At 48.3% G+C, this 25,486-nt stretch carries 23 protein-coding genes; 12 read left to right on the top strand and 11 right to left on the bottom strand.

Annotated elements, in window-relative coordinates:
- Positions 1-5 precede the first annotated feature (5 nt).
- The 5 genes from sixA to ACFI32_RS09450 form a co-directional block, all read right to left on the bottom strand.
- Positions 6-464, bottom strand: coding sequence for a phosphohistidine phosphatase SixA (sixA, locus tag ACFI32_RS09470; RefSeq protein WP_462626318.1), 459 nt, complete (start codon positions 462-464; stop codon positions 6-8).
- A 69-nt stretch (positions 465-533) separates the two neighbouring features.
- Positions 534-1,940 (bottom strand): NAD(P)H-dependent glycerol-3-phosphate dehydrogenase, encoded by a 1,407-nt coding sequence (locus ACFI32_RS09465; protein WP_462626317.1) that lies wholly within the window; start codon positions 1,938-1,940, stop codon positions 534-536.
- A 98-nt stretch (positions 1,941-2,038) separates the two neighbouring features.
- Complete coding sequence (locus tag ACFI32_RS09460) at positions 2,039-2,710, bottom strand: nitroreductase family protein (RefSeq protein WP_462626316.1); 672 nt, start codon at positions 2,708-2,710, stop codon at positions 2,039-2,041.
- A 62-nt stretch (positions 2,711-2,772) separates the two neighbouring features.
- Positions 2,773-3,873 carry a cell division protein ZapE gene (gene zapE, locus ACFI32_RS09455; RefSeq protein WP_462626315.1) on the bottom strand — a complete coding sequence of 367 codons (1,101 nt, stop codon included), beginning with the start codon at positions 3,871-3,873 and terminating at the stop codon, positions 2,773-2,775.
- A gap of 100 nt (positions 3,874-3,973) precedes the next feature.
- A complete protein-coding gene (locus tag ACFI32_RS09450; RefSeq protein ID WP_462626313.1) occupies positions 3,974-4,633 on the bottom strand; it encodes an alpha/beta hydrolase in 660 nt (219 codons plus the stop codon).
- A 415-nt stretch (positions 4,634-5,048) separates the two neighbouring features.
- Between ACFI32_RS09450 and ACFI32_RS09445 the strand changes: the two genes are divergently transcribed.
- From ACFI32_RS09445 to xseB, 4 genes are all read left to right on the top strand, one after another.
- Complete coding sequence (locus ACFI32_RS09445) at positions 5,049-5,390, top strand: hypothetical protein (RefSeq protein WP_462626407.1); 342 nt, start codon at positions 5,049-5,051, stop codon at positions 5,388-5,390.
- A gap of 236 nt (positions 5,391-5,626) precedes the next feature.
- Positions 5,627-7,138: an exodeoxyribonuclease VII large subunit gene (gene xseA / locus ACFI32_RS09440; protein WP_462626311.1), complete on the top strand. Its 1,512-nt coding sequence runs from the start codon at positions 5,627-5,629 to the stop codon at positions 7,136-7,138.
- A 31-nt stretch (positions 7,139-7,169) separates the two neighbouring features.
- The gene (locus tag ACFI32_RS09435) at positions 7,170-7,811 is read left to right on the top strand and encodes a class I SAM-dependent methyltransferase (RefSeq protein ID WP_462626309.1); all 642 of its coding nucleotides are present in this window, start codon (positions 7,170-7,172) and stop codon (positions 7,809-7,811) included.
- A 96-nt stretch (positions 7,812-7,907) separates the two neighbouring features.
- Positions 7,908-8,153 carry an exodeoxyribonuclease VII small subunit gene (gene xseB / locus ACFI32_RS09430; RefSeq protein ID WP_462626307.1) on the top strand — a complete coding sequence of 82 codons (246 nt, stop codon included), beginning with the start codon at positions 7,908-7,910 and terminating at the stop codon, positions 8,151-8,153.
- A 39-nt stretch (positions 8,154-8,192) separates the two neighbouring features.
- Here the strand turns inward: xseB and pncB are convergent, their stop codons facing one another.
- The 3 genes from pncB to ACFI32_RS09415 form a co-directional block, all read right to left on the bottom strand.
- Positions 8,193-9,410, bottom strand: a complete 1,218-nt coding sequence (pncB, locus tag ACFI32_RS09425) for a nicotinate phosphoribosyltransferase (protein ID WP_462626306.1) — start codon at positions 9,408-9,410, stop codon at positions 8,193-8,195.
- 287 nt (positions 9,411-9,697) lie between these two features.
- Entirely contained in the window at positions 9,698-11,485 is a 1,788-nt protein-coding gene (gene msrAB / locus ACFI32_RS09420; protein ID WP_462626304.1) for a bifunctional peptide-methionine (S)-S-oxide reductase MsrA/peptide-methionine (R)-S-oxide reductase MsrB, read from the bottom strand.
- Between the two features lie 293 nt (positions 11,486-11,778).
- A complete protein-coding gene (locus ACFI32_RS09415; protein ID WP_462626302.1) occupies positions 11,779-13,245 on the bottom strand; it encodes a coniferyl aldehyde dehydrogenase in 1,467 nt (488 codons plus the stop codon).
- A gap of 371 nt (positions 13,246-13,616) precedes the next feature.
- On the opposite strand from ACFI32_RS09415, the gene lipB reads away from it, so the two are divergent.
- The 4 genes from lipB to ACFI32_RS09395 all read left to right on the top strand — a co-directional run bounded on the left by lipB (position 13,617) and on the right by ACFI32_RS09395 (position 16,391).
- Entirely contained in the window at positions 13,617-14,435 is an 819-nt protein-coding gene (gene lipB / locus ACFI32_RS09410; RefSeq protein ID WP_462626406.1) for a lipoyl(octanoyl) transferase LipB, read from the top strand.
- A 239-nt stretch (positions 14,436-14,674) separates the two neighbouring features.
- Complete coding sequence (locus ACFI32_RS09405; protein ID WP_462626301.1) at positions 14,675-15,205, top strand: inorganic diphosphatase; 531 nt, start codon at positions 14,675-14,677, stop codon at positions 15,203-15,205.
- A gap of 185 nt (positions 15,206-15,390) precedes the next feature.
- Positions 15,391-15,861 (top strand): hypothetical protein, encoded by a 471-nt coding sequence (locus ACFI32_RS09400; RefSeq protein ID WP_462626300.1) that lies wholly within the window; start codon positions 15,391-15,393, stop codon positions 15,859-15,861.
- A gap of 125 nt (positions 15,862-15,986) precedes the next feature.
- Positions 15,987-16,391 carry a DUF1622 domain-containing protein gene (locus tag ACFI32_RS09395; protein ID WP_462626299.1) on the top strand — a complete coding sequence of 135 codons (405 nt, stop codon included), beginning with the start codon at positions 15,987-15,989 and terminating at the stop codon, positions 16,389-16,391.
- Positions 16,392-16,424: 33 nt separating this feature from the next.
- Here ACFI32_RS09395 and dusB read toward each other — a convergent pair whose 3' ends face one another.
- Positions 16,425-17,438, bottom strand: a complete 1,014-nt coding sequence (gene dusB, locus ACFI32_RS09390; protein ID WP_462626298.1) for a tRNA dihydrouridine synthase DusB — start codon at positions 17,436-17,438, stop codon at positions 16,425-16,427.
- Between the two features lie 121 nt (positions 17,439-17,559).
- The gene (locus ACFI32_RS09385) at positions 17,560-19,605 is read right to left on the bottom strand and encodes a BCCT family transporter (protein ID WP_462626297.1); all 2,046 of its coding nucleotides are present in this window, start codon (positions 19,603-19,605) and stop codon (positions 17,560-17,562) included.
- A gap of 385 nt (positions 19,606-19,990) precedes the next feature.
- On the opposite strand from ACFI32_RS09385, the gene ACFI32_RS09380 reads away from it, so the two are divergent.
- Positions 19,991-20,224: a hypothetical protein gene (locus ACFI32_RS09380; protein WP_462626296.1), complete on the top strand. Its 234-nt coding sequence runs from the start codon at positions 19,991-19,993 to the stop codon at positions 20,222-20,224.
- Positions 20,225-20,326: 102 nt separating this feature from the next.
- On the opposite strand, the gene ACFI32_RS09375 is transcribed toward ACFI32_RS09380, so the two are convergent.
- Entirely contained in the window at positions 20,327-21,823 is a 1,497-nt protein-coding gene (locus tag ACFI32_RS09375; RefSeq protein ID WP_462626294.1) for an aldehyde dehydrogenase family protein, read from the bottom strand.
- Between the two features lie 310 nt (positions 21,824-22,133).
- Here ACFI32_RS09375 and ACFI32_RS09370 point away from each other — a divergent pair, with 310 nt between their 5' ends.
- The 3 genes from ACFI32_RS09370 to ACFI32_RS09360 all read left to right on the top strand — a co-directional run bounded on the left by ACFI32_RS09370 (position 22,134) and on the right by ACFI32_RS09360 (position 25,446).
- Complete coding sequence (locus ACFI32_RS09370; protein ID WP_462626292.1) at positions 22,134-22,745, top strand: TetR/AcrR family transcriptional regulator; 612 nt, start codon at positions 22,134-22,136, stop codon at positions 22,743-22,745.
- A gap of 334 nt (positions 22,746-23,079) precedes the next feature.
- A complete protein-coding gene (locus ACFI32_RS09365) occupies positions 23,080-24,276 on the top strand; it encodes an iron-containing alcohol dehydrogenase (RefSeq protein WP_462626291.1) in 1,197 nt (398 codons plus the stop codon).
- Positions 24,277-24,384: 108 nt separating this feature from the next.
- The gene (locus ACFI32_RS09360) at positions 24,385-25,446 is read left to right on the top strand and encodes an NADP-dependent oxidoreductase (RefSeq protein WP_462626289.1); all 1,062 of its coding nucleotides are present in this window, start codon (positions 24,385-24,387) and stop codon (positions 25,444-25,446) included.
- The last annotated feature ends 40 nt before the right edge of the window (positions 25,447-25,486 follow it).

The raw sequence follows: 25,486 nt of genomic DNA, 5'->3' as shown, positions 1-25,486 counted from the left end.
AAGTCTCAATGCGGCTGCATGGGTACAAAACGATCAACCTCGGTTGCCATCGCTGAGAGCATAAAATCCAGCTCAAACACGCGCGCTTCGGCAAGTGCAAAGGACTCAGGATAGTCACCTGTCAAGAAGCTGGCAATATGCGCCACGATAGACATATGACACACCACCACCAAGCAGTTACTCTCAATATCCGCCAGGGCGGTGACAGCGGTACGTGCATCATCTCCTGGCGTGATGTTGTCTTGTACGCTAACCTCCCCTTCAGGTAGCGCGGCACGCAATACCGCGAGGGTCTGCTGCGCTCGATCGTAGGGGCTGACTACAAAATGATCGGGGATATAGTGAGCAGCAAGATATTCGGCTGTTTGCGCGGCTTGCTGCTTGCCATAGTCTGTCAGCTGGCGCGCACTGTCAGGGCGCGTCTCGTCTTCTGCTTGTCCGTGGCGCATTAATATCAGTTTCATAACCGTCCTTTATGGTTTGTCTTCTGTATGCACAGGTACCAAGTTGACCGTGTCATATGATGACGTGTCTTATTCTAAGTTTTGGTCTTGAGCATTATTGTTATCATCGAATGTGGCGTCAGGTGTAGCAGACTTGGCAACTTTTTTTGTCGAATCTTCTGCTTTTTCTGCCGCTTCATCATAGCTGGTTGCCTGCATCTGCGCAGTCAGCTCGGCGTTGCTGTGATCATGCGGCATCACGAACTCAACATCACTGCGGAACCCTGCCTCCATCAAGTGTAGTGCCACACCAAGCGCCGCCTTGTCTTCATAGATGACCGCATATAGGGCATGGGTGATGGGCATATAAATGCCTTCTTTGCTGGCCTTTTCGTGTACCTGCTGAATGGTGTTGACGCCTTCAGCCGTCTGACCCAATTTTTTGATGGCCGCATCAATCGTCATACCACGGCCAAGCATCGCACCAATGCGGTAGTTGCGGCTTAACTCTGAGCTACAGGTGGCATACAAATCACCGACACCTGATAGCCCCAAAAAGGTCAGCGGATTGGCACCCGTCTCTACCCCAAAGCGGCTCATCTCAGCAAGCGCGCGGGTTAAGAGCATGGCTTTGGTGTTTTCGCCCACATCGTAGGCGGCAGCCATCCCCATGGCAATGGCATAAATATTTTTGAGCGCGCCGCCAAGCTCGACGCCGCGAATATCATCACTGGCAAACACGCGAAAAAAAGCACTGTGCAGCGCGGCCTGTACGGCGTGACGCAGGGGCTCTGAGTCACTGGCGATCACTGTGGCTGACGGCATGTTTTTCATGATTTCGATGGCAAGGTTTGGCCCTGACATGACACCAAAATTAACCTCTGGCAGCTCTTGTCTGATGATATCGCTCATCAAGGCAAAAGTGTCTTTTTCCATCCCCTTAGTGAGCGAGACAATCGACTGACCCGTGATAAAGGGCGCGATATTCTTTAATGTCTCACGAAAGGCCAAGCTGGGCACGGCGACAAAAATAATGTCTTTGTCTTTCACCGTTGCCTCAAGGTCATGGCTGTATTTCAACCGCTCATCGAGCTTATGACCCGGAAGGTATTTTTTGTTCATATGCAGCTTGGTCATGGATCTGACTGTGCGCTTGTTGCGTACCCATAAAGTGGTATCACAACCGTTACGTGCGGCAAGGTTGGCCATCGCGGTACCAAAGCTGCCACCGCCCAAAAAGGCCAAGCGTAGTTTAGCAGGGTCTTTTTGCATTTTTTGAGTCATGTTTTTGGTCACATCGCTTTCTACTGCCTGCGGATCCAACTTTCTGCGACCAATGCCTGACTTGGTGGCACGCTCCAAAATACTGCTCAGTAGTCCACTTTGTTTGTCAGCCGCGCTTTTTTTAGTTGTGGCCTTGCCAGTAGCTGTCTTAGATGGTTCTTTGGCATTGTCCTTTGCAGGGGTCGCAGCGGTTTTTTTATCAGGGCTTGTCATATCCAGTTATCCGTGTTGTGCAGCTTATGTCATTGATCAGCTTATACGTTTGCTATAAAAAGGTATAGCATTATATGGCGCATGGGGTGGTGTGGTGATTAAGACTCAAAGCGCAGCAGCGGTTCGATATCGATAGGCTTACGCGTTGGGGTGTCACAAGGGCTGCTGCCCGTATAAACAAAAGCCGTGACATAATCATCCTCACCCACACCAAAATAGCGCTTCACTGCAGGCTCATTACACAGCAGTCCCGTACGCCATACGGTGCTAAATCCTTGGGCTTTGAGTGCCAAAATAAGGTTTTGTACCGCAGCGCCTGCGCTGAGCATTTGCTCAAATGGCGGCACTTTTTTGTGTTCTTGCATCTGCGTGACCACCGTGATGATGACAGGCGCGCGCAGGGGCATGTTTTTGGTTTTTTGGCGCGCTTTGTCAGACAGCACCTCGCCCTCACGCTGAGCTTGCTCTTCTGCGGCAGTCACAAAAGCACGGCCCAGCTCGTGACGGGCGTTGCCTTCGGTGATGATAAAGCGCCATGGCTGCAATTTTTTATGGTCAGGTGCCGTTACGGCGCAGTCGATCGCAGCACGTATTTGCGCTTGCGACGGTGCTGGGATATTCAAGTTACCAATACTGCGTCTGGATTTTATCCAGTTAATAATTTGCTCATCGGTGACTTGGGTATTTTCTGACGCAGCCGCGGCAGGTACAGAAGGTAAGTCATTACTGTTATCGTCATGACGGTCATTATTGTTGTCTGCGGTGTCCATGGATATTCCTTATTATTTTATTATTAGTGTGAATGATGTTGACTGCCGATCACGATGAATGGCTATTCCGTGCCATCCAAGCGATGCGGTATTTTTAGATAATCTTCTGACTGCATCTCAAGCAGCCGTGAGCGGGTTCGCTCAATCTCAAAGGCCAATTTTTCGCCTTGATACAACTCTAATATCGACTGCTCGGCACGTACCAGCAGTTTGACGCGGCGATCATAAAACTCATCAACCAAGTAAATAAAACGGCGCGTCGGATCTCGGTATTCATCAGTCAGCGCAGGTACAGAGTCGACCAATACCGTGCTATAGCGGTTGGCCAGCTCAATAAAGTCTGCAGCAGAGCGCGGCTGCATACAAAGGCTGCGAAAGTCACAATATAACATCGTACCCGTGCAAGCGTTGATGTCAATTTCGCGACCATTTATCGTGATGGGATCCTTACTGATTTTAAGATTGTTGGACAGGCTGGCAAAGCGGTTGGCAAGCCAGTGATGATTGGCTTTGGTCAGTGGTGATTTGTACAGCTCGGCTTGCTGCAATACCCGCAAGCGATAATCAATACCAGAGTCGATATTCATGACCGTGGTGTGACGCTCCACTTCAGCAATCGCAGGCAAAAAACGGTCGCGGTGCAAGCCGTCTTTATATAAGCCTGAAGGCTGAATATTGGACGTGGCGACCAAGGTGATACCACGATCGAAGAGCATGGTGAACAGATCACCCAGAATCATCGCGTCAGAGACGTTTGAGACAAAAAACTCATCAAAACAGATCACCACTGCCTTACTGTGAAAGATGTCAGCGACTTTTTCTAGCGGGTTGGTTTCGCCTTGAATGCTGTTTAGCTCGTGGTGCACCTGCTTCATAAAATGATGAAAATGCTGGCGCATCTTACGCGGATTGGTCAAAGACTCATAAAACATGTCCATCATCCACGTCTTGCCACGACCAACGCCTCCCCACATATACAAACCTTTGGGCGCGACAGGCTTGGCTTTTAAGAAGCTAAAAAAGCCCTTTTTTTGTTCGACGCCTGCGTTTATTTGATGATACAAATCATCAAGGTAGCTCATGGCCTGGTACTGCTGCTCGTCACGGGTAAAGTCATCGGTACTGATGGCTTTTTCGTAACGCTGCAATGGGGATAATGGCATAATATGACTCATCATTGGATAAAAAGTGGACATGACGTCAGTCTATTGACGCATGTGGCTTGGGTTTTATGTGCAAATTGGTCGCACTGATCACGCATGCTCAGTCAGCTGTACCTAGCGAATGCTGCTCAAGTAAGCGCTTAAGCTCAGACAGACGGCCGTGAAAAAAGTGCCCTGCACCATCGACAACACTCACCGCAATACCCAATCTGTCAGCAAAGGCCTGCATACTGGCAGGGTCGATGACTTCATCGGCATTGCCATAAATCTCAAAGGTGTCATCAATCGGCAAGTCAATGTCGTCAGCATTGTTTTTTTCAATCGATGGTGCAATGAGGGCGACCTTATCAATCTCAAAATCACTAAGACCCCAGATATGCGGCGAGATCAGCAATTGCTCAGCGGCGCGTGCAGTCACGTAGCCGCCGAACGAAAATCCGCCCAGCCATACTTTGCGGGCACTGGTTTGGCTGGCGATCCATTGTAACACGGTCATGGCATCAATCACTTCGCCGTCCGCATAGTCGTGCTCTCCTGTGGACTGTCCAACCCCGCGAAAGTTAAAACGCACCACATGCATGCCACTGTCGCGGGCAAAGCGGTACATGGTGGTGACCACTTTGTTATTCATCGTCCCTTCAAATAAAGGATTGGGATGACAAAGCAGCGCGACAGTGTCGACATCTGGATGATTGGGGTCGTCTTTTTGCCATAGCGCGTCGACTTCGAGCACGCCAGCAGGAGCAGGAATAAGTGGCATAATAAGGGTTCTGATTTAAAAAGGATGGGTCAATTATCCTAGATATGGGTGATATTTCAAGTCATTTGCTGTGTCTGACGTCTCTTTTATGAGGCATTGTTGATTTTTTAGGCGTCTAAATCAGGAAACATGAGCGTAACACCGCACACAATAACGCCCTAGACGCTCTGATGATAAGTAGGTTAGATTGACAATCCAATAACACTAGACTTATGTGGCTTTACGGATATCACTCGCTGATTAGACATTTATTAGCGCGATGGCAAGCACTGAGCAAAATCGTTTGTTACCGCTGCTGTCTTTATTGCCGTCTTTAATAACCCTCATTCAGCCACTATTGACCAAGCCCAACACGATCAACACGATGAACAACAAACAGGAACCGACTATGCACACGATGACCAAAGCTGCCACTATGAGCGCTGCCCTTGCCGCCGCACTGACCTTAAGTGCTTGCCAAAGTACGCCATCTTCCCCTGTCATCCAGCGTGCCAATGCTATCTATGAAACCACAGGGTTAGGCTCAACCAAAGTCAAAGCACAGCAAAATGCCCTTGATAGCGCCAAAAACACCTGCCGCTCGCGTCAAGTGATCGTGGTCAATGATGAGCTCACATATAATGGCATCTTAGATGAGCGTGCAGGACGTGTGGTCGGACAAGTCGGTGCCGTGGTTAGCTCTATTTTTGGTACAGGGTCGCCCAACTTGTCACGCGATGACGACTTTGAATACAGCATTAGCTTTCGCTGTCAGTAAGCGAGTCACTCAAAAGCCATACGGTTACTCACCAGTACGATGATGCAGTACACTTTCTTTTGCATGATGATTCATGACCTGCCACTGCATAACAATAAGCCAATAGCGTTGTGACATGATCTTATTCACAGTGCGATTGGCTTTACTTTTTGATAGCATGCTTTTAGGCTACGCGCTGCTATAATCATTTTATTCTGATATTTTATTTTTACGCTTTTTTGACATGGCCGATTCTCATGCGCAAACCCAATTTGGCACCCTTAAACGCTACAAAAACCACCGCCCCTACCAAAGACTTGTCTACGTTGGAGGCAGAGCTGGCAGCAGATGACGACGCGCTAGAAAACACTGTTTTGCGTCTGAGTGACTATTTGTCAGCGGTTGAGATGGTCATCAAGCAAACCTTTGACCACCGTGTCTGGGTCAAGGCCGAAATCCGTAATCTGTCTAGTAAAGGTGGTCACTATTATTTTGAATTGGCAGAAAAAGACGACGATGGCAAAGTCATCGCCAGCTGCCGCGGTAACCTGTGGCGCTTTAAAGCGGCACGGGTATTGGCTAAGTTTGAACGCGCAATGGGGATGGCGCTTGAGCGTGACCTGACCGTCCTGCTGAAAGTATCGGCAGGGTTTCATGCGCAGTATGGCTTTTCACTCACCATTGAAGACATCGACCCCAGCTATACGCTAGGAGACTTAGCACGGCAATACGCCCAGATGGTCGACCGCTTAACAGGCGAAGGGCTATTGCATTTAAACCAGCAAGTACCGACGCCCTTTGATATCGAGCACGTGCTGGTCATCGCACCCGAAAAAGCGGCTGGTCTTGGCGACTTTCAAGCCGACGCAGATCGCCTAGCCCGTGCAGGTGCTTGTCAGTTTCATTATCATCATGCCACCTTTCAGGGCAACCATGCGCCTGCGGAGATACGCCAAGCCATCGTCGGCGCCCATCAGCAGTTTTATGATACTTATCAGCACTTGCCTGACTTGTTGGTGATTATTCGTGGCGGCGGCGCGGTCGGTGATTTGGCTTATCTCAATGATTACGAGCTTGCCGCTTTGGTGGCTGAGCAGGCTGTGCCTGTTTGGGTCGGTATCGGTCATGAGCGTGACCGCGTCATCCTAGATGAAGTGGCGCATACCAGTTTTGATACGCCCTCAAAGGTGATCGCCGCTATACAGAATCATTTGGCGCAGCTCGTCACGCAGACGCTACACTATCAGGCGCAGATTAAGCAAGCCGCTCAGCGCCAACTCACTACGGCTGAACAACAAAGCACACGCCAGCTGAGCCACATACAATCGCAAACGATCGGCCTACTGACCGCGCTGCAAAAAGACAGTGATTATGCATGGCGCAGTATCCAGCAAAGCGCTCAGCGCCAAGTAAAACAAGCCGCCAGAGTAACCACTGAGCGATACACGCAGACACAAACCTTAGCGTTTCAGCAGCTCACAAACGCCGCGACTCGTAGTAAAAACCACCAAGAGTCACTCCTGCAAAATGCACAGCAGCAGATTTGGCGCGCCCAGCAGCACACCTCGCATCTGCGCGATATTGTTTTATTACATCAGCCAACCCGTGTGCTACGGCAAGGTTATGCGCTGATACAAAATGATGCGCGCTATATCAGTAGCATTCATGACGCAGCGGATCAAGATACCATCACCATCACGCTAAAAGATGGGCAGATTCAAGCGCGTGTGACAGACACTGAGTCACTAGATACAGCACCGTCTTACTAACAGACATATCACAAGCAAAAATGGAGAGGCCATGAACAATTCGTGGAATGCATTGATCTATAAAGCGTGGTCGCCTGTATATGACAAGGTGTTTGACTCAGGGCCTTTTTTGACCGCGCGCAAAACCCTATTCGATAATAACGGCCAACAGTACTGGCAGGCAGGGCAAGACATCTTATTTGTCGGTGTCGGAACGGGTGCCGACTTGGCACATATCGACCATGAGACGGTCAATATCACCGCTATTGACTACTCAGAGGCCATGCTGAATCAAGCACGGCAAAAATTTGCGCATACTGATATTCAGTTTTTACCCATGGACGCGCAGCAGTTGAGCTTTGAGGACAACCGCTTTGATGTTGTGGTTGCCAGCTTAATTCTGTCAGTCGTTCCTGATGCTGATGCCTGTTTTGCGCAAATGCTCCGCGTCCTAAAACCAGATGGTCGCATCATCATTTTTGATAAATTTTTACCCAAAAACGGCAAGCTGTCAGTATTAAAACGCGCCGCCAGACCCGTGATTGGGCTGCTGGGCACAGACATTGGCGTCAGCTTTGAGGCCATACAACAACATCAAGACCATACAGTGGTCATCGAGGACAAGCCACTGCTCTTTGGCGGTATGTATCGCAAAATTATCGTGCAAAAAATACCGATGGCTGAAAGCAGTTAGAAACCAGCGCGACTTATTCTATTTTTATATTGATTACGTTGATCTCAACAATTTTATTGACAACCCTATTAATGACTTGAATCATAAGGACACCCCATGAGCACCACACCCAAAAGACGCAAAAAAGCCGCCCCGAAAACCTTTAAGGCGGCCTATGATATTTTAAAAACCAATGCCACTGAACTACAGCAGCAAGATGAGCCTGACATTGATAACCTGATGACCACGGTTGAAGAATCTATCGCCGCTTACCGTGTCTGCGAAACCCGTATCAATGCGGTGCAACAAGCATTAGATGCTGCTTTTGCTGATGAGCCAAAAACAAACACCAGCGAGTCTTAACCAACTGGCCTAGGGCGTGTCTCTAAACTCAGATGCGCTTTATTCAGGTTTATCAATCTCAAACACTTGGCGCAGATAGGCCAAATACGTGTCATTGTTAATCATGGTTTTGCCAGGGCTATCAGATAGCTTAGCCACTGGCTGTCCATTACACTCGACCAATTTTAATACAATATTAATCGGTGTGATGCCCATATCATTGGTCAAGTTGGTGCCGATACCGAAGCTGGTTCTAATACGATCTTTAAAATAGCGGTGCAGCTCCCACGCCTTTTCTAAATCTAGCCCATCACTAAAAGTTAAAATCTTGGTTTTTGGATCAATTTTTAGCATCTCATAATGTGCCACAGCTTTGTCGCCCCATACGTACGGGTCGCCGCTGTCGTGGCGCAAACCATCAAATAGCTTGGCAAAATACAAATCAAAATCGCGCAAGAACGCATCCATCCCGACCACGTCAGTTAGCGCGATTCCCAAGTCGCCGCGATATTCATGTACCCATGCTTCTAACGCCGCTTTTTGTGAATCACGCAGCCGAACATCGAGCGCCTGAAAGGCCTGCATAAATTCGTGTGCCATCGTGCCTATCGGGGTAATATTCAAGGTCTTGGCCAAATAAACGTTGGATGTACCACTAAACATCGTCGGCTCAGCGCGGCGGAGTGTCTCAACCACATGGGCCTGCCAGCTTTTGCTAAAGCGGCGACGCGTGCCAAAATCAGCCACGATAAATGGCGGTTTTCCTTCCGTTTGCTGCTGGGCATATTCGTGCATCAGCGCCACTTTGTCATCTAAGCGTTGTTGCCCTTCAACAAGGACGCTGGGGTCAGATAAGGCGTTAAAATACAGCTCATTGACGATGGCCAGTACAAACACCTCAAAAAACATCGCCTGAATCATCGGCCCTTCGATATCGATACACAAACGGTTCTTGCTGTCACTACTGACCGTGATAAAGCGGCGTTTGAGCTTAAACAGCTCTAGATAATCGACAAAATCAGAACGGATAAAGCGCAAACGGCGCAAATAATCCAACTCATCTTGCGTGAACCGCAGCTCACATAAATGGTCAAGCTGCTGCTCTAGCGCCTCTTTGATATCCGCCAGTGGATAAGCGGTCTCTTTATTATTGCGGCAACGAAAGCGGTACACGCCATGGGTTTGCGGGAACTGATGCAACATGGCTTGTAGCATGGTGAATTTGTACAAATCGTTATCAAGTAACGAGGTGATGATAGGTGCATGGGTAACCGTCATGTCACAGCCTTAAATGCAAAAATAAAAAGTCAATATCGCAAACGCGACATCATAGCGCTATATCATAGATAGGCCGTCAAGTATAACGAAGTTTGTCCGCTTTTGCAGAGCTGGCCACAGATATACCGCAAAACTCCTGCGATTGCCGCCCGTTGTTTGAAACGCTCGTGTGTAAAACGGTTGATCGTATCAGCCCACTTCATCATACCCAAAAGCACAAAAAAGACGCCAAGGTCATCCCCTAGCGTCTTTGATTATTATGGGTTAGCCATTGTTCAGCAAAACTGCTATTTCACCAGCTTGACCAATGGCGCATAGCCGGACTGCGGCATCACTGACACAGGAATAAATTGTAGCGCGCCGCCATTGATACAATAACGCAGGCCACCGCGATCTTTAGGACCATCAGGGAACACATGGCCTAGGTGCGAATCCGCCACGCGTGAGCGTACTTCAGTGCGCACCATGTTAAAGGCTGTATCCTTGTGTTCGGTAATCACTTGCGGATCAATGGGCTTGGTAAAGCTGGGCCAACCGCAGCCTGAGTCATATTTGTCAGTCGATAAAAACAAAGGCTCACCGCTGACCACATCGACATAGATGCCGGGGGCAAACAGATGATCGTACTCATGACTAAAGGCGCGCTCGGTTCCCTCGTTTTGCGTGATGTCATATTGTGCCTTGGTTAAGGTGTTTTTGAGTGCGTTTTTATCAAAATTGGCATAGCGTTTGGGCGCTAGCGTTGCAGCTACGGTATCGGCTGGCGCAAGCTTGGTGCTGGTGCCTGTAGGTTGGTCATCGGCAAGGCTTAAATCCACGTGACAATAGCCATTGGGGTTTTTGGCCAAATAATCTTGATGATACATCTCAGCCAAATAGAAGTTGTCCAGCGGCTGATCCTCGACCACGATGTTTTGCTCATATTTGCTTTGCTGCTGAGCGATGGCAGCTTCGATCACTGCCTCATCAGCAGGATCGGTATAATAAATACCAGTACGATACTGCACGCCGCGATCATTGCCTTGCTTGTTTAGGCTGGTTGGGTCAATAACGCGGAAGTAATACTTCAAAATGGTGTCAAGATCGGTCTTATCAGCATCATAAGTGACCTTAACCGTCTCAGCATGACCTGAACCGCGAATCACCTGCTCGTAGCTTGGATTGGCTGTATCACCATTGGCATAGCCTGACACCGCATCGACCACGCCGTCTACACGCTCCATATAGGCTTCAATACCCCAAAAACAGCCGCCTGCCAGATAAATGGTGCGGGTATTGATTGGCTTACCTTGTGCATTGTAATACACGCCATCTTTTTGCTTGGTGGTTTCAATTTTGTCGTTATTGGCCAGTGTCTCGGCATTGGCAGGTTTGGCGCGGCCTTTTTTAAGATCGGCAAAGTCATTGTCTGCGTTCTCAGCTAGGGCATACGCTTGCTGACGGGTTAAGTTACCTTTGACCAAGTGTACCAAGTTGCCTTTTTTATCCAATATGGCCCAGCTGGGATACACTTGTACGCCAAGCTTGTCAATCAGTTTCCCTGATGGGTCAGTGAGCACAGGCAGATTGGGATAATCAGCCTGTACGCCCTGATACCATGAGGCAAATTCGCCATCAGCTTTTTCATTTAAGTGCCCAGGACTGGCAACGGTCACCACATTGAGCCCCGCAAACTTTGGATCCATGCGCCAGTCTTCGGTTTCCTCCAAAGTACCCAGACACAGCGGACACCAGCTGGCCCAAAATTTTACTAGCGTTGGCTTGTTGCTATCAATCACCGCTGCGCCCTTATCTCCTAGACCGTCGGTCAGCTGCGGCATGGCTTCCATTTGTGCCAACATGTCTGAGGGCAGCATGTCACGTGAGCGGGTCACGCCGCTGTTTTGGCTGTCGCTTTGTGCGCTATGAGCGTTGTTATCGGAGGTTGCTTTATTGCCTTCTGCATTACTCATCTGTCCACAAGCCAGCAACAGGCCTGCACTTAACACGCTGGTCACGCCAAAAGCGCTGACATTTTTGATCCAATGTGAGGACAATGAGCGATTTGAATGAGGATTGGGGCGTTTTACTGGCATGTTATTTCCTTTTTAAAAAGCTTTGCGACCAGATATCAGTATTACATATAGGGCAAATGAGTTGTCATCATCGGTTGCTCATGTGTGTGATGTAGAATGGAATAATAAATGGGCATATTATCGTCTTTTGTTTGCTATATTTTTTGTAAAATCATAGACTTATCTTACGATGATAATCAAATAAGCACAATGAATTATTCTTTAATCAGGGACATAAACGATTGGTTTTATGTTATTGATTGTGTATGTAGAGACACACCGTTTCTTTGAGCACTGCCGTAGTGACATAACGGTTATTTCAACAGGAATGCCATCGCCTTTCTAAACAGCTCTCCATAAGGCGGCAACAGCAGATTCATGCCATTGATTTTTGACTGGACGAACACAGGCTTCATATGGCTCAAGCGCTCAAACCCTGCTTTACCGTGGTAAGCCCCCATACCTGAATGACCCACGCCGCCAAAGGGCAAATCATGCTGTGCCACATGGACGATGACTTCATTGACACAAACACCGCCTGATACCGTATGGTGACGCACCCTATCAACCAAACGATCATCTTGACTAAACACATACAGCGCCAGTGGTCGTGGTCGCGCATTGACAAACTCAATGGCATCAGTGAGTTTGTCAATATGTACCAATGGCAAAATCGGGGCAAAAATCTCGTGCTGCATCACCTCGCTATCGAGTTCAGGTTCAGTAACAATAAGGGGCGGCATGAAGCGTGTATTGGCGTCAGCAGTCGCTGCGCTTATATGATGGATACGCTCGGTAGGCAGCTGTGCCAGATAGCCTTGGACACGCTGATACTGGGCATCGTTGATGATATAGGAATAGTCGGGATTGTCATGAATGTTCGGATAGTGCTTTTGTAGCCACTGCTTAGCAAGGGTGATAAAGGCTTGGTGATACTGCCTATGGATCAGCACATAATCAGGGGCAATACAGGTTTGTCCTGCGTTTAGCGTTTTGCCCATCATGATGCGATTGACCACGTTTTCTAAATTGACATTATCAGTGACGATAACCGGCGACTTACCACCAAGCTCAAGCGTAACCGGTGTCAAATTGGGTGCGGCCGCGGCCATGATCTTTTTGCCGACCGCTGTTGATCCTGTATATAACAGATGATCAAACGGCAAGCGGCTAAAGGCCTCAGCAATATCAACCTCACCCAGCACCACACAGACCATATCGGCAGAAAAATAATGCGCCACTGCTTTGGCAAAGCTTTGGGCAAATTGCGGCGCAGCCTCACTCATTTTGATCATGATACGATTGCCTGCTGTCAAGGCATCAATCATCGGCCCAATCGCCAAATACAAGGGGTAATTCCATGGCACCATGATACCAACCACACCTAGCGGCTGCGGCTGAATCTCATTGTGGGCAGGCAAGTACAGCGCCGAGATATTGGCGCGGCGGGTCTTCATCCACACCTTGCCATGTTTTTTGGCATGACTGATGCCCGCAAAACTGGGGAACAACTCGGCAAACTGAGTCTCAGATTCACTGCGATGACCAAAGTCAGCATTGATGGCTTTTGCAAAGCTGGCTTGATTGTCACTAAGCATGGCCTCTAAATTGTCCAGCTGCGCGGCGCGGGTGCCCCAATCCAATATAGGCTGGCTGCGACTGAGGACTTGTAACCGTAAAAATTGTGCTTGTAGCTGTTCGTCTGTCTGTATGGTGCTGACTGCTGGCAGCGCCGCACCAGTATGCGGCTCAGTAAGGCGACTGTGACGGTCATCGGTCATGGGATATTCCTTTTATAGTTATTATTTAATGTAGCTGATTGCCTGCTAAATGAAAAGTAGCTTTCAGTGACGCAAAATGCGCAGTACCGTGACAATGATGCGGCCGTTTGCAGTCCGCACGTATCAAGTGTATAAAGAATTGACCCTGATTAACTGCTGGGTACGTCCAGAAAAAACTGCTACACTGAGCCGCAGCCGTATATAGCCTGTATCAATCGCCACGCCAGCCTGTTTCGCCGCGCATCATCATGCCTAACCTCAGGCGTTTGTTACTGTTTTTTGCTTCTTTGATTATAAAAAGCCGAATCACCATGCCAAATACCCATTCTCATAACAACACCCATGACCACGCCCATAACCACAACGACAAGATGCCAGATAATACTGCAACGACTCATACCGCATTGACCAATAGCGACATGCTGATCAGCAAAACTTTTGTGGCCGCTGATTACAACACCACGCACGAGGCAATGCTGCAGCGTACCCTTGAGCGTATTGCACTCAAAAAAGAGCACCATACACGTACCCCTGATGAGCTATGGATCGTCGATCATAACGATGTCTACACCTTGGGGCAGGCAGGAAAAGAAGAACATATCTTGCAGCATACCGACACCCCCATTATCAAAACCGATCGCGGCGGACAAGTCACGTGGCATGGTCATGGGCAACTGGTGATCTATTGGCTGTTTGATTTGCACAGCTTGGGCTGGGGTGTACGCGACTTGGTATCACATGCCGAACAAGCCATAGAGGATGTCGCCAATGAGCTAATCAGCGCGTATCCTGCAAGCAAGCAACAAACCTCCATTCGTGCCCATGCCCGCCGTGACGCGCCAGGTGTCTATCTGTATGCTGACAGCACAGCTGCTGATGCAGATACTGATACTGATGGGTCAACCGAGCCTGCAGAGTCAGCCATCATGATAGGCAAAATCGCTTCATTGGGCTTTAAAATCAAACACGGCTTTAGCTATCACGGTATCGCGCTCAATGTCGATTGCGACTTAGCCGCCTTTAATGCCATTAACCCTTGCGGCTATGCAGGCATGCAAATGCTACGCTTGGCTGACTTTGCAGCACTGGGTCAAATGCCACAAGCTGAGGTGAGCGCACGACTGATTGACAATATCGCCCAGCGCCATGCTGGCAGCATTGCACTGCGCCGCATCGCCGCCAAAAAATAAGATCATCAGAGCGTCACTACCGCCCTTATGCCCTTTTTTTATGATTGAGTCGTATTTTGCATAATATCTTACCTGCTTGGAATTAAGCAGAACGAGAAAAATCGCCACAAACTTGCTATACTCGCAGGCGATATAAACTGGCGCTGACCAAAAGCACTGCGCACACTGGTAGTGACGCGGCAGCACCTCACTTACTTTTAGACACACCCCTCAATAACAAAAGCAAACAGGAGCATTGTATGGCCGATTTTAATAAGATTTTAGACGCAGGCGACGTAGACGGCGGCATCATCAACGCAGTCGTTGAGATCCCAACTGGCAGCAGCCACAAAATCGAATGGAACCGCGAGTTGGCAGTATTTGAGCTTGACCGTATTGACCCACAGATTTTTGCTAAGCCTTGCAACTACGGCTTCATCCCACAAACACTTGACGAAGACGGCGATGAGCTTGATTTGTTGATCATCACTGAGCAACCATTGACCACTGGCGTTTTCTTAAAAGCCAAAGTGATCGGTGTGATGAAGTTTGTTGATGATGGCGAAGTTGACGACAAAATCGTCGTCGTACCTGCGGATGACCGCAACAACGGTAACGCGTTCAACAGCCTTGATGACCTACCAAAACAAATCATCAATCAGCTTGAGTACCACTTCAACCATTACAAAGACCTGAAAAAACCAGGTACGACTGTGGTTGAGTCATGGGGCGACGTAGAAGAAGCCAAAAAAGTCATCCATGAAGCCATTCAGCGCTGGAACGACCAATAAGCTGGCAACGCTATTGCCAAGCTAACCTACCGCCATCATGATTGTGATGGCGGTATTTTTTTGGTCGTTTGTTAATAAGCTTATCAACATTGTCACGATTCATGGTGCAGCGCTTTTGACACCCATAAAATTGCTATAATAAAAAATCGACCAGACACGGCTTCTTGCTCATCATAAGGATCATCATGTTTAACCCTGACCCCAGCTCCAAACACAAAAGCGCCAAACTGCCCAAGGCGGTCATCATGATGGTCGAAAAAAACAATCTGGTGATGGCGATCAAAACGCTTGCCCACGATGAAAACATCAGTATGGAAGAGGCCAAAACCCGTATCGATGCTTATGAAAATCAGCTCAAGGTCAAACAGCAACAGCAGCTTAACACCATTGCCAACAAGCAGGGTATTTCTAACAAAGCCTTAAGCTTTGATCGAGAACATGAGGCCGACAGCGATACCAGCGACCTAATCAAAAGTCGTGTCAAGACTACTCCTGCGGTACAAGACTTTAATGGTTTAAAGACAGGACTGAATCAGCAGCTTGATGGTCTAGGCTACAAAAAACCGCTACTGCCCTTTTGGGCAAAACGGCTATTGATTATCGCCATCGTTATGGCAGGTATTTTTTGGATATTATGGCGGGTATTTGGCACTTAGGTCTGATACATAAACTTGGTGGGTCAATACCATGTTTTAAACGGCTTTTTGCATCACCACACAACGATAATGGCGGCCCTAGAACATAAAGATCAGCGCCGCAGCGCACTAGCGAGGATATTTTTTTGATAGCCACTTTAACCCACTATATTGATTCTATTGCCAAAATCATTGAGTTTGTTGGCGTCATGATTATGGTACTGGGCTTGGTGTATGCCTTTTATAAAACCATATCATCCATTGGCCATTTTACCGAGCAGACTTATGTGAGTATCAGACAAGCCGTTGGCAAGTCCATTTTGTTAGGGCTTGAGGTGCTGATTGCCGCTGATATCATGGCTACCGTGGTGACGGAGCCGACGCTGCGTGGCGTGTTGGTGCTCGGACTGATTGTCTTAATCCGTACCTTTTTAAGCCTATCACTACAAGTGGAGCTGGAAGGCCGCTTTCCATGGCAAAGTAAAAATAAGGAAAAAACAGTAGCGGCGGCTAAACAGCCACCTACCTCACCTCAAAAGCACGTTGAGTAAACATTGTCTGCTATAGCTATAACGTGATAGCTGTTACTCAGTATGTTCGTTTAAAAAGGTTTCAACAGCAGCAAACTGACCTGCGGTGCTCTCCTCACCGTACATGGCTTGACGAAACGCATTCGAGTTGGGAATGCCCGTCGTATACCACGCGATGTGTTTGCGCGCGATACGGCATCCTGAGTATTCACCATAAAAACCGTACAGCTCTTGCAAGTGCGTGAGGACAATCTCTTTGATCTCAGCGACGCTTGGCGCATCCAGCAGCTCGCCTGTGCGCAAAAAGTGCTCGATATCGCGAAATATCCATGGCTGCCCCTGAGCGGCGCGTCCAATCATCACCGCATCGCAGCCTGTCATCTCATAAACATGCTGCGCTTTTTGCGGACTGTCGATATCACCATTGGCAATCACAGGTATGCTGATGCTGTCTTTGACCTCGCGTATGAGCTCGTAGCGCGCCTCGCCTGTATACATATCCTCACGGGTACGCCCATGAATGGCAATGGCAGCAATGCCCGCTTGTTCAGCACGCTTAGCCACTCTCAAAATATTCTCGCGACCATTCTCAAAGCCCAATCGCGTTTTTAAGGTCACAGGCGCATCAACCGCATTGACGGCCGCATCAAGCAGCCGTGCCACCAAGTCCTCATCTTGCAGCAGTGCTGAACCTGCCAGCTTGCGACAGACCTTTTTGGCAGGACAACCCATATTGATGTCGATGATCTGCGCGCCATTATCAATCTGATAACGCGCCGCCTGTGCCAATTTATCAGGTTCAGCGCCTGCGATTTGGGCAGAGATAGGCGCAATCTCATTATCAAAATTGGCACGGTATAGGGATTTTTTGCGTGCATAGAGCGCTGTATCAGCGATGATCATTTCACTGACGGCATGACCTGCGCCAAAGGATTTGCACAACCTACGAAAGGGGTTGTCCGTCACACCTGCCATGGGTGCGACCATCAAACGGTTTTCAAGTTGTAACCCACCAATATCCAGTGGTTTCAACAGCGTATGTACGGGCGTTGTGGTATCAATAGACATAAAAAAACGGCTTGAATGGCAAGGAAAACAAGCCGTTATTCTAAGCAATACTGCATTTATTGCAAGCGATTAACGTAAATCACTTGCTCACATTGTCTGTCTTATATGTGTGGTAAATATCTCATTTATCCAACACACTGCCCTGCTCTAGCGTCAAGTCTTCATCATGCTCCGCCATACGCCACGGTAGGCTATCTGGCGAGACATTTAAGAAATGTAGATATTTTTCAAACTGATCGATAATATCATTGATCACCGCTTCAGATTGATAGCCATATAAGTCATACGTTTGACCACCGCGGCGCAAGTATACTTCAGCGCGATAATGGTGCTCCTGTGGCAGTTTATCCACGTCCGCTTCAGTATAATAATCGGGCGCATCATGCTCGGATAAGCGCACCTCGTACCAAAATTCAACATCCTCACCGCGACCGAGCTCAAGAACGGCGCGATTATTGAGATCATCATAAGTGACTTTAGGCAGCCAGCCCGTCTCTGAAAACTTTTCTGAAACTTCTTCCATAGACGGCATGACCACCTCTTTGATATAGCTGAGCACCTTATCACGCGTCGGCTGGTTGGTGATGTAATCAATACGATCACGCCATGCCGAAGACTTAAGTAGATGCGGCGGCAAGCGATTGTTGTTATCGAGGCTCTGGTCACGATGCCCCTCAATACGTAGCGCGCGCCACATACCAAACATCGAGATGAGAATAATCACTGCGAACGGTAGCGCACTCACGATAGCGGCGGTTTGCAGTGCCGTTAGGCCACCTGCGATCAACAGTACGGCGGCAACCGCGCCTTCGGTCACTACCCAAAAACTGCGCTGCCACCATGGCGTGTCACTACGACCGCCAGCAGCAAGTGAATCGATCACCAACGAGCCAGAATCCGATGAGGTCACAAAAAACGTGATGATCAATAAGATAGTCAATGAAGACACAAATTCAGTAAACGGCAGTCTCTCTAGCAGCTTAAACAAGGCGATCGCTTGATTGTTCTGTACATCATTGATGAGTGAGTTATAACCATCAACCATGATCATATGTAGTGCGGTGTCCCCAAATACCGAAAACCAAAAGAAAGTAAAGAATGTTGGTACCAGCATCACACCCAATACAAACTCACGGATGGTACGACCACGGCTGATTTTGGCAATAAACAGACCGACAAACGGCGCCCACGCAATCGTCCACGCAAAGATAAACAGCGTCCAGCTACCGATCCAATCGCTACTTTCATACGCCTGCAAGCTAAAGGTACGCTCAACAATATTACCCAAATAACTGCCTGTATTTTCCATAAAGGCATTTAAGATAAAAATGGTCGGGCCCACAATAAAGACAAACACCATCAGCGCGGTGGCCAATACCATATTTAAGATAGACAAGCGTTTTACACCTTTATCCATCCCTGCTAATACTGATACCAAGGCAGCAGCAGTCACCAGTGCAATAGCAATGACCTGTACCATCGTGTTCATCGGAATCATATCAGGCAACAGATAATTTAGACCGGCATTAATCTGTGATACCGACAAGCCAAGACTGGTGGCAATACCAAACATCGTACCCAATATCGCAAACACATCGACCGTATGTCCGATCGGACCATGAATCTTATCACCGATGATCGGATATAGTGTCGAGCGTATCGAGAGTGGCAAACCATGACGAAACGCAAAATAGGCTAAAGATAAGCCCACCACGCCATAAATTGCCCAGATATGAAAACCCCAGTGAAAATAAGCAATCTGCATCGCCTCTTTTGCCGCCGCGATCGTCTGCGGATCTGACATGGGCGGACTGGAAAAATGCATGACGGGCTCGGCAACTCCATAAAACAATAAGGCAATGCCGTAACCTGCAGAGAACAGCATGGCAAACCATTCTAGAAAGCCGTATTCTGCATCTCCATGATCAGGACCCAGCTTGATATTGCCATAAGACGAAAATGCCAGCACAATAATAAACAGCAAAAATAGCGCCACTGCCAGCATATAAAACCAGCCGAACGTCTCCGTGGTAAAGCTCAGCACATCACTGAACAAAGCTCCTGCGGCATCAGGGTTGATCGACGTACCGATGACCAAAAGCAGCATAATCACTGCGGCGGGTATAAAGACCGGCAATAAAATGGTAGAGCGTGAACCGTTACTCATAAGCGGTAGTGTCCTCAAGTCCAAAAGTTAAAAACAAAAAAGCACATGCTGACAGCACAATGCCACCAGCAGTGACCATAAGCAGGCGCTTACTCTGTTATGATTTATCGTATGGGTATCGTTTTGTCACTGACGATACGCGCCCTTAATGGTAAGTGCGGTCATATGTAACACAATTCTTGAGCAAACCCCAGAAACAGGCATGACTTATAACAAGGACTTAACAATCATTACATAAAGCTTACCAGTAAATAAAAAAGACAACTTGTCAGTCGGCCTTGAGTGCCCATTGTATTGGTTTTGATAAAGGCTTAGGATTTGCCCTCAGATACTGCCCAAGCCGACATTATTTATCGCTATACTGATTGATTATCAGGAGATCACTATGAGCACAGAAAACGACCCCGCCGCCAAACGCAAACTGGTTAATAAATTTTTGGTACAACTGACCCAAGAATCCCCGCAAATGTATTACGCTACCACCTCTGAAGTGGCACGTGGTATCTACGTCATGATCAAAGAGCATACCAACCGCTTATCAGTAGAGGAGCAAGCATTGGTCAGACACATGACCGTCGAGGAGATCGAAGCTTTACTCGGCTTTAAACACAAAGACTGATCACAACCAAAGCGCAGTCGCCCCAGTATCAGCCCAAAAAAAACCGCCACATGAGGGCGGTTTTTTTATGATAATAACAACTGGCACTGATTAGGATATGTTCTAAAATGGATACTGGCGCGGCACGTTCTGCACAGAGATCCAATGGGTTCTGGTGAACTCTTCTAGTACCCATTCACCATTAAAACGGCCAATACCTGAGTTTTTCTCACCGCCAAATGGGACATTGCTTTCATCATTGACCGAGATATCATTGATGTGCGTCATGCCTGCTTTGATACCGCGGGCAAAGCGTAAGCCTGTGGCCATATCACTGGTAAAGACAGCACTGGACAGACCATACATAGAATCGTTTGCGATAGACAGTACCTCTGCTTCATCAGCGGCGCGAATGATACCCACCAATGGCCCAAAGACTTCGTTACGCGATAAATCCATCTCACGCGTGACCTCTGTAAAGATATGCGGTGGCACCACTTGGTCATTAATATCACCACTCAAAATCATGTTAGCCCCTTCTTCTTGAGCTGTTTGGATTTTATCTTTTAGAGATTTGACTTGTTTTTCGTTGATGATGGGGCCAACGGCAGTGTCTTTCTTGCTAGGATCACCGACGTTCAGCATTTTGACATGCGCTAGAAAACGCTCTACAAACGCATCATAAACCTCATCTTCGACGATGATACGGTTAATAGCAATACAGATCTGACCTTGATGTAAAAACTTGCCAAAGACGGCGGCTTTCACCGCTTGCTCAATGTCGGCATCTTTGAGCACTACGAAAGGACTGTTACCACCCAGCTCTAGTGCCACTTGCTTGATGTAGTCGCCACCATTTGCCAGCTCACCGATATGTTGACCGACGGACGTTGACCCTGTAAACGAGACCAGACTTGGAATATCATGCGTAACGATGGCATCGCCAATCTCGCTACCTGAGCCGACCACGACGTTTAGCAGTCCTTGTGGTAGCCCTGCTTCTTCAAATACTTTGGCGAGCAGTAGTCCGCCTGTCACAGGAGTATCGCTGGCAGGCTTGAGTACAACGGCGTTACCAAGCGCCAATGCAGGAGCAATTGAGCGTTGGGTCAGATGTAGCGGGAAGTTCCATGGGCTGATAACGGCGATGACACCCAGCGGCTCACGATAGATGTAGTTTTCTTTTCCAGCCGTGTTTGAGGGGCGGATCTCACCATGGACTCGGTTTGGAAAGCTCGCAGACTCAAGGGTGATGGCACGGGCATTGCTAAACTCAGCCATCGCTTTGATACGCGTACTACCCGACTCTTTAATCAACCAATCGACGATTTCATCTTGGCGCTGATCTAAGATGGTAACGGCTTTGTACAACACGGCAGCACGCGCGGCTGGCGTTTGTTGTGCCCAGTCTTGCTGCGCTGCGGTGGCCGCTTGGTAGGCCTCGTCAAGCTGTTTATCCGTGGCTTGTTGAATCTTGACGAGCGTCTCTCCATCATAAGGATTGGTATCGGTATTGACGCTATCATCTTGACCTTGCTGCCACTTGCCTGCGATATATTGCAGGTCAAAATCACGATAGGCCATATTGGTATATGCGCTGTTATTCTGCTGTGTTGTCATCATTATCCTTATATTATCTACTTTGTTATTGATAGTTGTGATCAGTCTGGTGCAACTGTACTTGGTTTGTGTTGCTCGCTATGGCATCACTAGCCATGCCTTGATAGACGACTGGTCTAATGGTAACGTAGCTAGTGATTGAATCAGAACGCTTTATCAATAAACATTGTTGAAAAAACGTAACGCTTGTAGAATGGCGTTCTATATTTGGCGCAGTACAAGTCCATAGGGGCGGCCTTGACGCTGCTTTTTCAACAGCAGACTTGGTCTACATTGCGTCAACTGCCCATCACATTTATTTTAGGAGAACATGACTTCCATGCCTGCACCTCAAGCCAAAATACCGTTAGATACCAAGGCGCATCTTTTAGCCGTTGCCTCACAGCTGATCTCGCAAAAGGGCTTTACTGCGGTGGGTATCAAACAGATATTAGATACCGCAGGGGTGCCTAAAGGGTCTTTTTATCATTACTTTGCGTCAAAAGAAGCCTTTGGAGAAGCCATTCTCAGTCGATACTTTGAGCAATATAAAGCACGCCTGCAAGCACTAGAAATACTAGATATCAGCGCGCAGCAAAAGATTTATAATTACTTTCAAAGCTGGTATGACACCCAGCAAAACGGCTGCGACTATGATAAATGCTTGGTTGTCAAATTGAGTGCGGAGGTCGCTGATATTTCTGAGCCGATGCGCAAAGCCTTGGACGCAGGCTATCAGCAAATCATCGGCTGGCTGGCAAAGCAGATCAAAGCAGGCTGGGCGGACAACTCTATCCCGTCGCAAGACAATATTGCCGCTGAGAGTATCGCCAAGCGCTGGTATTTTGCATGGCTGGGGGCCAGCTTGGTGGCAAAGTTTAGCCAGACCAACACGCCATTGGCAGAAGTTTGGCAAATGACCACCACGCAGCTGGGACGTTGATCACAGCGCGCATCTACTCGTGTATCAATAAACACGTAGATATGCCGCATTGGCAGCAACCAGCCTTTCTGCAAGGCTGACAGCCATCTACGCAGCGTGCTGCCCTGTCTATACCTATCCTTGTCAGTAAGCAGCTCACACTGTTTATGATTGTTTAACCTTTCACAGACCATCTCCCATTGTTAGTGCTTATACGACAGTTTTGTAAAAATCACTAGACGACTGGTCTAATTGATGTACAATGCGCACTATCACAGCGGCGACCAGCTACCTGATCATCATTTGACATGATCCTGTACCCGCTATATTTTTTGTTTAAAAAAATTAGGATGTTATGAATAACTTCCAATATTACAACCCTGTCCGTATCGTTTTTGGTGAAGGCCAGATCAAGCAGCTGTCTGAGTTAGTACCTACAGACGCTCGCGTCCTGATCACTTATGGCGGCGGCTCAGCACAGCGTACTGGCACGCTTGATGAAGTCAAAGACGCACTGGCAGAAAACGGCTCACGTACGGTCTTTGAGTTTGGCGGTATTGAGCCAAACCCAGAGTTTACTACCCTGCTCAAAGCGGCCGATATGGTCAATGAACACGATATTGATTTTTTATTGGCTGTGGGCGGCGGCTCTGTCATTGATGGCAGCAAATTTGTAGCGCTGGTATCGTCATTGACCGAAGATGACGGCACCGTATCACGCCAGCAAGCGTGGGATGCCTTGACCAGCTATTGCAGTAACATCGACAGCGCCCTTGACTTGGGTGCGGTGCTTACCATTCCTGCAACAGGCTCTGAGATGAACTCAGGCGGCGTCATCAACTACAGTGAGCGTCAAGCAAAACTGCCGTTCCGTAGCCAACTGGCGTTTCCTAAGTTTTCTATTCTTGATCCTGCCAAAACATTGACCTTACCTGAGCGTCAGGTGATGAATGGCGTTGCCGATGCCTTTGTACACGTGGTTGAGCAATACCTGACTTACCCTGTCAATGCCAAAGTACAAGATGCGTTTGCTGAAAGCCTTTTGAAAATCCTTATTGATGAAGGTTTGGTGGTCAAGCAAGACCCAGACAACTTAGAAACCCGCAAAAACATCATGTGGACAGCGACCATGGCGCTAAATGGCCTGATCGGGACTGGCGTACCGCAAGACTGGACCACGCACATGATTGGTCACGAGCTGACCTCACTGCACAGCATCGACCATGCCCGCACCTTGACCATCCTCTTGCCATCGGTCATGCGTGAGCTTAAAGACAGTAAAAAAGACAAGCTGCTACAGTATGCTCGCAACGTTTGGAACATCACTGACACGGATATGGATGATGACACCGTCATCGAAACCGCCATTGTGTATACCGAAAACTTCTTCCGCGAGCTTGGCTTGCCTATCAGCTTGCAAGATGCCGATCTTAATGAAAGCGCCATCGACCCTATCGTCAAGCAGTTAGAAGCGCATGAAATGGTCGCGCTGGGCGAGCATGGTAGTAATGATTTAACCGTCTCGCGTCGTATTTTACAACGCGCGGTATAAGGCGCTTGGTGTCAGCGCTGCGGTTTATATCTCGGCGTTTGACTGCTACGCCCGACTCATCATACGAATCAATAATAGTACGAGCCAATAATAATAAGGAGCACGACCATGAGCTTTGATACATTAAGTTTTGAACAAGAACAAAATGAACAATACAATCGCCAAATCAAACTGGCCAGCCGCCCGCACGGCGCACCAAGCGCGGACAACTTTGAGCTGACCACCAGCGAGATTCCCACCATTGGTGACAACCAAATGCTACTGCGCACGGTTTATCTGTCGCTCGATCCATACATGCGCGGACGTATGAGTGACGCCAAAAGCTACGCTGACCCCTTAGAAGTTGGTGATGTGATGATGGGCGGTACGGTAGCGCAGGTGGTCGACTCCAATGTAGCTGATTTTGCCGCTGGTGATCTTGTGGTTTCACAATCAGGATGGCAAGACTATAGCGTCAGTGATGGCGAAGGGGTACTAAAACTGGATAAAAACATGTCCAACCCATCCTATGGTCTTGGGGTATTGGGTATGCCTGGTTTCACTGGTTATATGGGCTTGACCGATATCGGTAAGCCGCAAGCAGGCGAGACCTTAGTAGTCGCAGCGGCTACTGGCCCTGTTGGTGCTACGGTCGGACAAGTGGGTAAGCAAAAAGGCCTACGTGTGGTTGGCGTGGCAGGCGGCGCGCAAAAATGCGCTTACGCAGTCGATGAGCTTGGCTTTGATGTCTGCCTCGATCACCATGCGGACGATTTTGCCGAGCAGCTCAAAGACGCTTGCACCGATGGTATCGATATCTATTATGAAAACGTCGGCGGCAAAGTCTTTGACGCGGTACTGCCTTTACTTAACGCGCATGCACGCATTCCCGTTTGCGGCTTGGTATCACAGTACAACAGTACCGAGCTGCCAGATGGCAAAGACCGCTTGAGCTTACTGATGGGCACCATCTTAAAACAGCGCCTCACGGTAAAAGGCTTTATCATCTTTGAAGAGTATGGCGATCGCTTCCCAGAATTTTTAGACACCATGAGCAACTGGGTCGAGTCAGGCGCGGTTAAAACCATCGAACACCAAGCAGACGGTCTGGCCAGCGCGCCGCAAGCCTTCTTTGACATGCTAAATGGCAACAACTTCGGTAAAACTGTCGTAAAAGTAGGTGATGTCTAGGGCGTGTCTTCAATTCATTTTACAATGAACGATAGTACAT

This window comes from Psychrobacter sp. PSi21 (assembly GCF_054960615.1).
This window is presented reverse-complemented; position numbering and strand designations above follow the sequence as displayed.